Consider the following 13,350-nt stretch of genomic DNA (forward strand, 5'->3'; position numbering starts at 1 on the left):
CTATCCCCGGTGAAAACCTGCGGCATCGATGATCCAGGACGGCTCACTGGCCAGGGCTTGGAGCGACTGCGCATCCTGCTCCGGCAACTGCGACCACTCATTGCGCTTCCAGCACACAAAGTGGAAGTACGGGAAACTGCGGTCGCCGTCGCGGTCATTGGTCAGATGCCCATCCTTCCAGTACCAGCGCGTCGGAAAATCACGGCTGCCGTCATGCCACTTGATGACTCCGCCCGGCGTGCTGAAGGCCTCGGTGAACTCACTGCGGCGGCGCCATGGATTGAACTTGCCCACCAGCTTGAACAGCGGTTCCGGGAAGTTCTTGCGCCAGAGGAAAATCCGACTGAACGCCCCTTCATCCAGTGCGTGATGCTGCTGGTCGGTAAAGCGCGTCTGCCAATCCTTGATCTGCCTGAACAACTCAAGCTTACGTGCAGTATTGCGTATCAGGCACAAGTGCCCGGCGACGCGCCGTTCATGGGTGGAGAACAGGTCATACCCCGCCAGGCGATCCGCAGTGAAATAGGCCCGCAGGTCACCGTAGACCAGGTCGATATCGCCGAAGGCCCAGAAGTCGTAGCCCTCCAGACGATCAATATGGATGTACCCCATTGCCGGCCTGATATCACAGAGCTTGTAGGCCGCATTGGGCGCAAAGTCGATCTCCAGGCGCCGGGATACCAAAGCGCAGTACTCAGCAAAGCTCATGCTTTCTAGCTTGACGTTCGGCGGCAGATTGTCCGGGGTCCCGCAGTCGCTGAAAAAGAGCCAGTCTATATCCGGATTCCGGCGGCAGCTTTCGAGAAAAAACGGCATCCAGAATGGCCAACGCCCGAAGTAGGGCATGAGAAACAAGATTCGCGGGCGAGGATTGATCACAAAGGACTCACTGTCGGATTGGGGCTACAAAACGCCCCCATGGTTATGTCGGTTTATCGCTGTTGCAATAGCCAGAACAGCTCATGGCGTCTGACCGCCTTGCGAAAGAACTCATTCTCCCCAAGTGCTGAAGGCATCCTACTGGCCATAAGCCATTGTATCGACCTGCGCAGGCGTCGCTTGAACGGCATTTTCGGTTGCAGGTCATGCATCATGCCCAAGGCCATGGCCTTGTCATACTGCTCGCCCTGGGACAGTGACAAGCACCAGGGACGCAACACCGCCGTCGACTCGAACACCGGCGGCAACGCAATGCCTGCGCCCGAATCCCCCATGGGCCAGCGGTCGTTGTCATGCAGGTGATTGGCGTAGCCAAGGATAGTGGTCGGCTGCCAGGCCAGCCCTTCCAGGGCTTGCATGACCGCCTCGCGAGCACAGATGTGGTCGGGATGAGGGTCCAGCGTCGGGTGCGGCAGCACTATCACCTCAGGGCGCGCCTTGAGCAGCAGCTCACGCAGGTCGGCCAGGAGATTGTTCCAGGTCGGCAACCCGTCCTGGTCGGCGGGCAGCGGGAATGGATTGAACTGGCGGAACAAGCGGATATCGCTCAGTTGCGCCTCGCGAGAGGCCACCGGCTGTTCAGGGGAGGCCTGCATGGCAGGCAGCTGCAGGCAGAAATAGCCCAACTGCACGCAATGGGATTCAGGCACCCCGGCCCAGCGCGGCACAGTAATACTGTCCCAGGCCCGCAAGCGCCCCTTGATCCGCGCCGCCTCTGCCGGGTTCATGCCCATGGCCTGGTAATGCTCAGCCTCGATTTCGCCTGCGGTGAGGGTCACGATCCAGGCCTCGTCGGCCTGGCTGTACAGACCGAAGGCTGCCAACTCGGCATCGTCGGCATGGGGAGCGATCACCATCACCCGCTGGCGCCGGTAGTCGGGATCCCGCCAGAACATCAGTTGCGGCTGGATGCGGAGCCGACAGAAGCGCCCGCGCAACCTCAGCTCGCCACTGACCAGGGAACTGGCCAGGCCGCTGAGGTTGAGGTAGCGCAGGCCATTGACCCCGCGCTCGAACACCTGACGATCGGCAAGCGGACCGCCCGACACCTCAACAGCCGGGTCGAGAAAACGTCCCAGCCACGAGCTCTTGACGTGCACGCCTAGAACCAGGGTTTCATCCCCGGCCAGCGCCAGCGGCGCCTCCAGCAACAGGCGCCCCCCTTCAAGGCGCACAGCGGCCTGCTGGGCATCGCTGCCGAAGTCGTAGCAGTAATCATCCTTGGGCGAATAGAACAGATGATCGGCAAACCAGGCTTCATGGGCCAGCCAGGCCAATACCGCCAGCAATACCGGCACCCACCAGGCCACCAGGATGCCGGCCACCAATAGCAGCACCAGCCCGATCAACAGAGCGATTCGTTTATTGCGCCGGTGACGCTTGAGCAGTTGTTGCTTGCGACTCATGGGCTGACTCACACCTGGAAAACCGGCACAGGATTGCACCAACGGTCCTTGTATTCACGGTCGGCACGACCGAAGGAGAAACGCAGTGGCTTGTTCAGGGCACGGGCCTGTTCCCAGGCACTCTGGGTGTTGAGAAAACTCAGCACGCTGCCAGGGCTGAACTCACGAGTCTCCGGGTCTACCCCACCGTTCACGTACTCGACGCTGATCCACTCCGGCGCTTCGACCCGGTAGATCAGTTGCACGGCAATCGGCGCGTCGTTGAGGAAGATCACCGAACCGATCAGCAGCTCGCGCAGGCGCTCCAGCACCTCGGCCATACGCTCGGCACCGGTGGCGGCAAAGCCCCAGCGGCGCTGGAACAGGTCGCAGTAGATCGCCGCCAGCTCGGGGCTGCTGAAATCACTGACCGGGCGTACAACCCCGCCCGCCTCTTCCAGCAGGCGCAGCTCACGACGCTGGTTGTAACGAAACTTCTTCGACAGCTCTTCCGGCGTCCTGGCCATGGCCAGCTGTTCAGCCTGGGGCTTGAGGCCGGTCAGGCGCCCCTCGTTCAATGCGGACAGGTAACGCCCACGATGGCGCAACACCGCCTGAGCATCAGCAGCGGCGGGCAGGATCAGCTCGGCATTGCCGATATCGAACAGGCCCTTCTTGCCGGCCCGCTTGAGCACGTCCTTGGACAGCGCCAGGTCGCGCCCCCAGGTGGCAATGGCCGCCTGCAATTGGCCGTTGCGCTCCCAGGCCAGGTAGCGCACCGGGATCTGCGCCAGGTCCGCCAACTGCTCCACCACCAGGGGATGGGTTGCCACACTGCCACCGAACCGCTGCCAGGCATCGGCGTAGGTCGATGCGTCAATGACTGACCAGCCACGTTCGCGCCAGCCTTGAAATCGATTGAGCATCAGCCCCTCGCGGTCAGATCGGTGACTTGCGGCAAACGCCAGAATACGTCGCGTACAGCACGGTCGGAGAAGCGCTCGCGCAGGCGATCGAGCATCAGCTCGGCACAGACCCGGCGCTGGTGGTCGTCCATCGCGGCCAGATGCTGAAGCCCCTGGGCCATATGTTCAACGTCGCCCAGGGGGAACAGGATGCCCACCCCCTCGACCACTTCCCGGGCACCGCCACAGGCGGTGGCCAGCAGCGGCACGCCGGCGGCCATGGCCTCCAGCAGGACCATGCCAAAAGGCTCGTGGTCGGAGCTCAAGGCAAACACATCGAAGGCGCGGAAATAGCGTCGGGCCTGAGGCACCTGCCCGAGGAACAGCACGCGATCGGCAATCCCCAGCTCGCGGGCCAGGGACTTCAGGTCTTTTTCCAGACGCCCGGTTCCGAGAATCGCCAGTTGGCTGTGCGGCGGCAATTGCGGCAAAGCCGCGGCAAAGCCACGCAGCAAGGTGGCCTGGTCCTTGTCCGGATGCAGGCGCCCGACGTTGCCGACAATCCAGGCATCGGCGGACAGGCCCAGCTCGCTGCGCGCCTGGGCAGCGCTCAGTTGCTCGGCCTGCAGTGCCTCAAGGTCGATACGGTTGTACAGGGTCTGAATGCGCTGCGCCGGCCATTTCGGCAGGCAGGCACGCATGTCGTCACGCACCGCATCGGACACCCCGAGCAGGCTCAGGCGCTTACGGAACAGTTGGGCGAAGAGCTTGCGGCTGCCGCGCTTGTAATCGGAAAACGCATGATGGACACCGATCACCGGCAAGCCGGTACCGAGCAAGGCGATATAGATCGGCTTGAAGCGGTGAGCGATGCAGAAGCTGAAATTGCGTGACGCGGCGATCTTGCGCAGGTCGCGGATGGCGCCCAGCTTCAGGCCGCGGATGGCCTTGGAGCTGTATTCCATGAACAGCACTTCATCAGACGCGCAGCCCGCGGCGACATCGGCATCGGCGGCCCCGGTGAGAAACACCGTGGTCACTCGATAGCCGCTGCCCGCGAACAGGTTGGCGTATTGCCGGGCACAGTCCAGGAACGGCCCGTCATAGCCGTGGCAGAACTGCAGCACATGGCGTTCAGCCGAGCGTGTCATAAGGGTCCACGCCGTCTTTGACCACCAGAATGTCTTCCATGATCAGGTACTGCAGGTCGGAGCCGTAGAACATGTTCAGGGCATCGGTGGGCGAACAGATCATCGGTTCGCCACGGCGGTTCAACGAGGTGTTCAGCGACACGCCGTTGCCGGTCAGTACTTCCAGGGCCTTCATCATGTCGTAGTAGCGCGGGTTGTATTCGCGCTTGAGCACCTGGGCCCGGGACGTGCCATCCTCGTGGACCACTTCCGGTACCCGGGTCTTCCACTCTTCAGCCACTTCGAAGGTGAAGGTCATGAACGGCGCCGGGTGATCGACCTTGATCATCTGCGGGCCGACGGTGTCGAGCATCGACGGGCAGAAAGGCCTCCAGCGCTCGCGGAACTTGATCTGTTCGTTGATCCGGTCGGCCACGCCAGTGGCGCTCGGGCAACCGATGATCGAACGGCCGCCCAGGGCACGCGGACCGAACTCCATGCGGCCCTGGAACCAGGCCACCGGGTTGCCATCCACCATGATCTTGGCGATACGCTCCGGGGTGTTGTCGATCTGCCGCCAGGCTGGCTTGTTCGGGTGGCGGGCACAGGCCGCGATCACGTCTTCGTTGCTGTAGGACGGGCCGAGATAGACATGCTCCATCTTCTCTACCGGCACCCCACGGGCATGGGAAACGTAAGCCGCCGCACCAACGGCGGTACCGGCGTCGCCGGAAGCCGGCTGCACGAACAGCTCCTTGACCTCGGGACGGGCAATGATCTTCTGGTTCAGCTTGACGTTCAGCGCACAGCCGCCGGCGAAGGCCAGCTTGCCGGTTTCCTTGAGGATGTCGCCCAGGTAATGGTCGATCATCTGTAGGGCCAGCTTCTCGAACAGCGCCTGCATGCTCGCCGCGTAGTGGATGTACGGCTCGTCGGCGATGTCGCCTTCGCGCTTGGGACCCAGCCACTCGATGAGTTTTGGCGAGAAGTAGAAACCCTTGCCCTTCTCTTTGTAGCGACGCAGGCCGATGACGTTGGCGTAATCGGTGTTGATCACCAGCTCGCCGTTTTCAAAACTGGCCAGGCGCGAGAAATCGTATTTGCTGGCATCGCCGTACGGCGCCATGCCCATGACCTTGAACTCGCCGTCGAGCATCTCGAAGCCGAGGAACTCGGTGATCGCGCCATAGAGGCCGCCCAGGGAGTCCGGGTCGAAGAATTCCTTGATCTTGTGGATCTTGCCGTTTTCGCCGTAGCCGAAGAAGGTGGTGGCGTACTCACCCTTGCCGTCGATCCCGAGGATCGCGGTCTTCTCCTTGAAGCCCGAGCAGTGGTAGGCACTGGAGGCGTGGGCCAGGTGGTGCTCCACCGGCTCGATCTTGACCTTTTTCGGGTCGAAGCCCAGTTGCTCCAGGCACCAGACGATCTTATTGCGGTAGCGCTTGTAGCGACGGTTGCCCATCAGGATCGCGTCCAGGGCGCGGTCCGGGGCGTACCAGTAGCGCTTGGCGTAGTGCCAGCGAGCCTTGCCGAACAGGCTGATCGGGGCAAACGGAATCGCGACTACGTCAACGTCGGAAGGCTTGATCCCGGCCTGCTCCAGGCAGAATTTCGCCGACTCGTAGGGCATGCGGTTCTTTGCATGTTTGTCGCGCACGAAACGCTCTTCTTCAGCGGCGGCAATCAGCTTGCCGTCGATATACAGGGCCGCTGAAGGATCATGGCTAAGGGCGCCGGACAGGCCAAGAATCGTCAATGCCACAGGGGTCTAGCCTCGTTTAGTCTGCATGCGGGCGCGATGCGCCTTGAAAATGAAGTGTGCTCGCAAGGGGCGAGAAACAACGAAAGGGCGGGATTATAACGTAAAAGCAGGTGCAAGCCTCTAGCGGCGAGCGCCAAGCCCGGGTTGGCACCCGCCGCGCGCCGTGGCCGCGGCGCAGGCAGCGGCCATGGGTCGCAGGTCAGGCCTCGGTGCCCTGGGCCGTCTTGGGCAGGCGCTGGTCAATCACTTGATACAAATTGCTGTCTTGCGGCCAATTGCGCATGAATCGCGCGCGATCACGGGCATAAGCCGGGGCAAAGCTGCTCAGGCTGGAGTGCTGGCACATGGAATCGAGGTCTATCAGCGCCCAGCGACCCTCTTGCCAGAACAGGTTGTGGCCCTTGAAGTCGCCATGGCTGATGCGCTCCTTGATCAGCTCGGCAAACAGCTGGTCCAGCGCCAGCAATTCCGGCTCCGGGGCTTGCCCGCTGTCCACGAAGGGTGCAAAGCGCTCGATGATGTCCGGCCCTGGCAGATGCTCGGTCACCAGGTAGGCGCTGCGCCGCAGCCACAGGAAACGCCGCTCCAGCAAGGCCAGAGGCTTGGGCGTGGCAATGCCCAGGAACGCCAGGCGATTGCCTTCGCGCCAGGAATGCCAGGCCCGGCTCGGGCGCCAGAAGCGCTTGAGCCAGTGAGCAAAGCCCTTGATGTTGTAGCGCTTGATCACCAGCGGCCGGCCCGCAACCTCGACCCGCCCAACACTGGCCGCGCCACCGGTCTTGTACAGATGGCCCTGATCCAGCAGGGCGTCGGCCTGCTCCAGCACCGGCAGCATCGCCGCCTCTTCCTCACGGCGGATCGCGCGCAAGGCGAACGGGCCGCGCTGCACGCTGAACAGCGTGCACTCGCGGCCGACCTTGTTGAGAAAGTCCCGCAGGCGCCAGCCCCGGACCTTGTTCACCTGCTTCTGCAGGGCTTCCAGGGGCAAGGCATGCTCGGCGTTGCTCAACAGGTAGTGCACCAGCAACTCTTCGGTGAACGGTTCCAGACTCTTGGGCAACTGGGCGAAGAATACCCCGAGGTTCTCCAGGACCTTCTGCCGGGACAGGGGCTTGCCCGCCTCTTCGACACAGATCCCCGCCCCATCGATCAAATACAGCCGGTTGTCGTGGCGCAGCAGATTGTCCAGGTGCAGGTCCGATTGCCACAGGCCCTTGGCGTGCAACTGGCCGATAGCCCCGAGGGCCTCGGCCAGTACCTCAGCCTGCTCGTCGGCCAGCACTGGCAGAGCTTCCACCTGCTTCCAGGCGTCGCCCAGGCTTTGTGCGCCCTGCAGTAACTCGAACAGCAGCCAGCCGCCCTCGCCTTCCTGCAAACCGTCCGCCAGCAGCAAGGGCGTCGTCAGCCCTTGTTCTGCCAGCAGGCGCACACCCTGCAATTCTCGCTGGAAATGCCGAGCGGCCTTGGAGCCCACCAGCAGCTTGGCCAGCACCGGACGCCCGCGCCAGACCCCGGCCCCCACGTAACGCTGCCCCGGCAGCACCCGCAGCAGGCTCAGCAACTGCAACTGTGCCGGGCCGGCGGCGTCCGCCAACTCAAGGCTCAAGGGCAGCGTCGGGCTGCGCCCGCTGTTCTTCAGTTCGGACAGACGCATCAGCGTGCCCCCTTGTGGCTGCGCCGAGCACTGAGCCGCGCCACCCAGGCATCCACCAGGGAGCTGTCCCGAGGCTGGCCCACATAGGCCGCCAGCAGGCTGCGCACCTCATCGCCGCTCCACACCGCAGCCCGGCGTAGCAAGGGCTCCAGATCCTTGACCCGATCACGCTGGCCAAACAGCAGGGGCCGGGTCTTTTCCAGGTCGATCAACTGCGCCTGATACCCATCGCCCTCGGCCCGCAGGAAAATATGCTTGGGATAGAAACAGCCATGCACCTGGCGCAAGCCGTGCAGCTGCCGGGCCAGTTGCCCGCAAGCCTGGAGCACCGCCTGCCGCTGATGCTCGCTGAGCCGGTCCCACTGCAACAGCAGCGCATCCAGGTCATCCCAGCCATCCAGGGCCCGGGTCAACAGGATCGCCCGGGACTCGCCATCGACCTTGCGCATACCGAAGAACACCGCTTGCAAGGCCGGAATGCCCAACTGCTGGTAGCGGCGGATATTGCGAAATTCACGGGCGAAACTCGGCTCGCCAAAGGGCCGGTGCAGGGTCCGGGTCAGGTAGTTGGTCTGGCGCTTGAGGTAGAACCCCTGCCCTTCCACATCCAGGCGAAACACACTGCTGCTGCCGCCACGACCGGTATTGGGTTCATCCACCGCTTCCAATTGGGTGGCCCACAGCTGGTCGAAAGTGCCGAGGCCATTGCGCTCCAGCAGCGCACGCTCCTCGGACGCCAGAAAATCAGTCATTCACGCCCCTCGAAAAATCTCACCACGTGGCGAATACGCTCCTTGTCGGCGGCACTCAAGTGATCACGCTGACGGTATTGCAGGTAGAAACGCAGGCGCTGGGTGGCCGACAGATGGTATTTGGCCACCTTATCCAGACAGGCCAGGTCCTTGGTGATCCGGTACTTGAGCCAGAAACCACGCCAGAAATCGCCGTTCGGACAATCGATCAGGTACAACCGGTCCTGGTCGTCGACCAGCAGGTTGCGCCACTTCAAATCATTGTGGGTAAAGCGGTGGTCATGCATGACCCGGGTGTAAGCGGCCAACTGACGGCTGACGCCATCCACCCAACGACGGTCCTGCAGACGCGGGTCGTTGCGTTCGGCCAGCACCGAGAGATCCTCGGTACGCGGCAGCTCCCGAGTGATCATCGCCCCCCGGGAATAGGCCAGGCAGCGACGCTCCAGGCCCCAGGCCACCACATCGGCGGTGGGAATGCCCCATTTGGCGAAGCGCTTGAGGTTCTGCCACTCGAACTTGACCCGGGGCTTGCCCAGGTAGCGCCGCAGATTCTTGCCGGCGCCGGTATAGCGCTTGACGTAATAGTTGACGCCACCACGCTCGACGCGGATGACTTCGGACAACGGATCCCGGGTCAGGTGCTCGCCCTGCAGGGCAAACACCGCTTCCAGACTGCCGAAATCCTCCGCCAACGCCTGATAGGCCGGGTCCAGGTTCCAGCTCGCCATCAGAGTGCATCTCCGTACCGTTGCTTGCGGGCGTAGAGCTTTTCCGCCTTGCCTTCGAGCCAGGCCAGCAGTGCGGCCTCCTCGGCCAGAATCTGCCGCAACGGCTGCTGGAAGTAGCCCTTGAGAAAGCGCAGCTTGTCGCGGCGCGTCAGGCCGATATCCAGGGCCGAGAAATACAGCGCCGCCAGATCCTTGTTGCGCCAGCGCTGAGTGATCTTCGGCCGGGTCTGGGCCCGGTGCAGGTCGATCACCGAGAGCTTGAGCCCTTCGGGAGTGACAGGCCGATCGGTGTGCAGCAGGAAGTGGCAGATATAGCAGTCGCGGTGGTTGACCCCGGCGCGATGCATCATGCCGGTCATGCGCGCTACCTCGGCGATCAGCGCGCGCTTGAGCGCAGGCGCCGGCGGCTGCTTGACCCAGTCGATGCTGAAATCTTCGAGGCTGACGGTCGGCGCCAGTTCCTCGGTGACGATGAACGAATGCTGGTCTGCCGGATTGGCCCCACGCTCGCCGTAGGCCACGGCGGTCATGGTGGGCACGCCCACCTGATGCAGGCGCTCCAGGGCGCGCCATTCCTGGCCGGCGCCGAGCACCGGCAGTTTGGCGGTGACCAGGTTCTTGACGATCTCGCCCCAGCCGATACCACGATGGATCTTCACGAAATAACCGCGGCCGTCGACTTCCGTACGCAAGGTACGGCGCGCTTCCAGCTCACGGTAGACCTGGCCCTTCAGGCCCTCGACAGCGTCGAACGCATCGCGTCCGGCCCAGAGGCTCTTGAAGGGTTCGGCAAGCATCAACTTCATCGGTGTTGCTCCGCCAGAATCACATCCGCAGCGTGCTGCGGCATGCTGTAAAGGTCGGCCGTCTCGGCGAACGCCAGGCCATTTCGGCTCCAGGTCGCGCGTGCAGCGTCGTCGGTCAACATGGTGGTGAGGTATTGATTGAGCTGCGCCTGTTCCAGCGGCTCATCCAGCACCAGGCCGCTCTGGGCCTCGGCAATGTAATGGGCATAACCGCAGACCGCGCTGACCAGCACCGGCAGGCCGGCCACCAGGGCCTCCAGCAATACGGTGCCGGTGTTTTCGTTGTAGGCCGGGTGAATCAGCAGGTCGGCGCCCAGCAGGAACCGCGGGATATCGCTGCGGCCCTTCATGAACTGCACCTGGTCGCTCAACCCCAGCGCAGCACTTTGTACCTGGAATACCTTGGGGTCGTCCTGGCCGATTACAAACAGCCGGGTGCGTTTTTTCAGCGCCGAAGGCAATGCCGCCAGGGCCTTGAGGCTGCGGTCCACACCCTTGGTCTTGAACCCGGAACCGATCTGCACCAGCAGCAGGTCGTCATCCTTGAGCTTGAATTCGCGACGAAAATCCGCCCGGATCTCGGCGGCGTTGGCCGGTGCCCGGCGGTCCTGGGCGATCCCCGGCGGCAGCAGATGGAAGCGCTCCAGCGGGGTGTCGTAGTGCTTGATGAACAGCGGCTGCTGGACCTCGGAGATCATCAGGATCTCGGTCTTGGCGTCCTTGGCAAACACCGCGCGCTCGTACTCGGCAAAGTGCCGGTAACGGCCCCAGCGCCGGTACAGGGAGTGCCGCAGGTTCTGTGCCTTGTCCTCGAAACAGCCATCGGCGGCGTAGTACACGTCCAGCCCCGGCATCTTGTTGAAACCCACCAGCCGGTCCACCGGGCGCTTGGCCAGGTCGGCCTCCATCCAGGCGCTGAGCTTTTCATTGCGACGATGGTTGAACAGCGCCTTGACCGGCGCCACCAGCACTTCGAAACCGGGAGGGACATCGCCTTCCCAGATCAGGGTGTAGACACGGATCTGATGCCCGCGCCGCTGGCACTCCAGGGCGATGCGCATGAAATCGCGCTGCAGGCCGCCGAAGGGGAAATACTTATAAAGGACAAAAGCCAATTGCATCAGCGCGGCTCCTCAGCCAGTAACAGGGTGCTCAGTCGGCTGGCGACACGCTCGGGATTCAGGCGAGTGAAGCACAGCGGCCACTCGCGTTTGAGGTCATAACGCTGCTGGTCCACAGCGGTGGGCTGATAGGTGCATTTCTTCTGCAGGCACGGTGCGCACGGGAAGTTGCTGCCCAGGTGGATCTGCACCCGGCCATAGGCGCCGGTCAGCCCCGGGTTGGTCGGCCCGAACAGTGAGATGGTCGGTACATCCAGTGCCGCGGCGAGGTGGCCCAGCCCGGTGTCCACGGCCACGCAGGCCTGGGCATCGGCCAGCACCTTGGCGACCCCGGCCAGGTTCAGCTTCGGCAGCACCGTGGCGTTTTTCAGGCCGCTGGCGATGCGCTCGGCTCGAGCCTTTTCCGCGGGGTTGCCCCAGGGCAGCTTGACCTCGACGCCGAGCATGCCCATGCGTTCGGTCAGCTCGCGCCAGTAGGCCTCGGGCCAGTGCTTGGTGTCCCAGGTGGTGCCATGCAGGAACAGCACGAAGGGCTTCTTGCGCGGCAACTCCACGAGTTTTTCGACGTTCAGGCCATAGTCGCCCAGGCCCTGGGGCAGGTCGTAGCCCAGGGCCACGGCGAACAGTTGGCGCACGCGCTCCACCGCGTGCTGCCCACGGGCCACCGCCAGGCGCCGGGAGTAGAAGCGTGAAGCCAGAGGCTCGCGGGCCGAGTTCTTATCCAGCCCCGCCACCGGGGCGCGCACGTAGCGGGTCAGCCAGGCGCTTTTCAGCAGGCCTTGGGCATCGATCACCAGGTCGTACTTGGTCGAGCGCACGCTCTGCTTGAAGCGTCGCCACTCGCCACTCTTGATGGTCTGCCAGATGTTCTTGCGCCAGCGACGGATCGCCACCGGTATCACCTTGCCGACCGCCGGATGCCAGGTGGGAATTTCGGCAAAGCCTTCTTCCACCACCCAGTCGAACTTGATCCCGGGGATGGCTCGCGCGGCATCGGTCAGCGCCGGCAATGCATGGATCACATCCCCCAGGGACGAGGTCTTGATCAACAGTACCCGCAACTTATTGAACCTCGACCACGGTGCCCTGCAACCGCTGCAGGGCTTCGTTCACCGGCTGCGGCAACAACTGGCGCAGGCAGTTGTAATGGCCGAAGCGGCAGGTGCGGTCAAAGCACGGGCTGCATTCGATCCCCAGCCGTACTACCTCGACCCGATCGGCCAGGGGCGGGGTGAAGCCCGGCGAAGTGGAGCCGTACACCGCCACCAGCGGGCGATTGAGCGCCGCAGCCACGTGCATCAAGCCGGAATCGTTGGACACCACCGAGTCGGCGCAGGACAGCAGATCGATGGCCTCGGCCAGGGACGTTTCGCCACTGAGGTTGCTCGATTCCTCGCGCAGGCCGGGAATCAGCCGCCCGCGAATCTCTTCGCCCACAGCATGGTCATTCTTCGAGCCGAACAGCCAGACCTGCCAGCCTTCGCGGATCTTCGCCTCGGCGACCTGGGCGTAGTGCTCGGACGGCCAGCGCTTGGCTTCGCCGAACTCCGCCCCCGGGCACAGTGCCAGCACCGGGCGGTCCAGGCTCAGGCCGAACTTGGCCAGGGCCGCGTCCCGGCTTTGCGGATCGATCTGCAGGCTCGGGCGCGGATAAGGCTTGGGCAGCTCGGTCCCCGGCTCATAGGCCAGGGCCATGAAACGCTCGATCATCAGCGGATAACGTTCTTTGTCGAGCTTGCGCACGTCATTGAGCAGGCCGTAGCGGAACTCGCCGCGCCAGCCGGTGCGCTTGGGAATGCCGGCAAAAAACGGCACCAGCGCCGACTTCAGCGAGTTGGGCAGCAGGATCGCCTGATCGTACTGGCCAGCCAGGGACTTGCCGATCCGCCGGCGGGTCGCCAGTTCCAGGGCGCCATGGCCCAGGGGAAAGCTCAGGGCCCGACGCACCTGGGGCATGCGTTCGAGGATCGGCCGGCTCCACTCGGGGGCCAGCACGTCGATCTCGCATTGTGGATGACGCTGTTTCAGGCACTCGAAGAGTGTCTGCGCCATCACCATGTCACCGACCCAACTGGGCCCAACGATCAGAATATTCATGTGGTTTCCATAAACGAACCGGGGAGGCATACGCCTCCCCGCCTCGAGAATCCAGCACCGCGGCCTTC

12 protein-coding genes are annotated in these 13,350 nt (G+C 63.5%); all 12 read right to left on the bottom strand.

The window, feature by feature from the left end:
• A complete protein-coding gene (locus M2395_RS31245) occupies positions 1-879 on the bottom strand; it encodes a DUF6625 family protein (protein WP_019093035.1) in 879 nt (292 codons plus the stop codon).
• 53 nt (positions 880-932) lie between these two features.
• Positions 933-2,345, bottom strand: coding sequence for a PIG-L deacetylase family protein (locus tag M2395_RS31250; protein WP_053148735.1), 1,413 nt, complete (start codon positions 2,343-2,345; stop codon positions 933-935).
• A gap of 8 nt (positions 2,346-2,353) precedes the next feature.
• Positions 2,354-3,250, bottom strand: a complete 897-nt coding sequence (locus M2395_RS31255; RefSeq protein ID WP_011058893.1) for an antimicrobial resistance protein Mig-14 — start codon at positions 3,248-3,250, stop codon at positions 2,354-2,356.
• Positions 3,250-4,380, bottom strand: a complete 1,131-nt coding sequence (locus tag M2395_RS31260) for a glycosyltransferase (RefSeq protein ID WP_011058892.1) — start codon at positions 4,378-4,380, stop codon at positions 3,250-3,252. Before M2395_RS31260 ends, M2395_RS31255 begins: the two co-directional genes overlap by 1 nt.
• The gene (locus tag M2395_RS31265) at positions 4,364-6,121 is read right to left on the bottom strand and encodes a carbamoyltransferase (RefSeq protein ID WP_015633912.1); all 1,758 of its coding nucleotides are present in this window, start codon (positions 6,119-6,121) and stop codon (positions 4,364-4,366) included. Before M2395_RS31265 ends, M2395_RS31260 begins: the two co-directional genes overlap by 17 nt.
• A 199-nt stretch (positions 6,122-6,320) precedes the next feature.
• Positions 6,321-7,775, bottom strand: a complete 1,455-nt coding sequence (locus M2395_RS31270) for a lipopolysaccharide kinase InaA family protein (protein WP_015633911.1) — start codon at positions 7,773-7,775, stop codon at positions 6,321-6,323.
• Positions 7,775-8,527, bottom strand: coding sequence for a lipopolysaccharide kinase InaA family protein (locus M2395_RS31275; protein WP_011058889.1), 753 nt, complete (start codon positions 8,525-8,527; stop codon positions 7,775-7,777). The genes M2395_RS31270 and M2395_RS31275 overlap by 1 nt, the downstream gene beginning before the upstream one ends.
• A complete protein-coding gene (locus M2395_RS31280) occupies positions 8,524-9,258 on the bottom strand; it encodes a lipopolysaccharide kinase InaA family protein (protein ID WP_011058888.1) in 735 nt (244 codons plus the stop codon). The genes M2395_RS31275 and M2395_RS31280 overlap by 4 nt, the downstream gene beginning before the upstream one ends.
• Positions 9,258-10,064 carry a lipopolysaccharide core heptose(I) kinase RfaP gene (gene rfaP, locus M2395_RS31285; protein WP_047283653.1) on the bottom strand — a complete coding sequence of 269 codons (807 nt, stop codon included), beginning with the start codon at positions 10,062-10,064 and terminating at the stop codon, positions 9,258-9,260. Before rfaP ends, M2395_RS31280 begins: the two co-directional genes overlap by 1 nt.
• Entirely contained in the window at positions 10,061-11,185 is a 1,125-nt protein-coding gene (locus M2395_RS31290) for a glycosyltransferase family 4 protein (protein WP_011058886.1), read from the bottom strand. Before M2395_RS31290 ends, rfaP begins: the two co-directional genes overlap by 4 nt.
• Positions 11,185-12,246: a lipopolysaccharide heptosyltransferase I gene (gene waaC / locus M2395_RS31295; RefSeq protein WP_011058885.1), complete on the bottom strand. Its 1,062-nt coding sequence runs from the start codon at positions 12,244-12,246 to the stop codon at positions 11,185-11,187. The genes M2395_RS31290 and waaC overlap by 1 nt, the downstream gene beginning before the upstream one ends.
• Position 12,247: 1 nt before the next feature.
• The gene (gene waaF, locus M2395_RS31300; protein WP_041751920.1) at positions 12,248-13,282 is read right to left on the bottom strand and encodes a lipopolysaccharide heptosyltransferase II; all 1,035 of its coding nucleotides are present in this window, start codon (positions 13,280-13,282) and stop codon (positions 12,248-12,250) included.
• Positions 13,283-13,350 lie beyond the last annotated feature (68 nt).

Origin of the sequence: Pseudomonas sp. BIGb0176, assembly GCF_024810175.1 — a bacterium.
Classification (GTDB): Bacteria; Pseudomonadota; Gammaproteobacteria; order Pseudomonadales; family Pseudomonadaceae; genus Aquipseudomonas; species Aquipseudomonas protegens.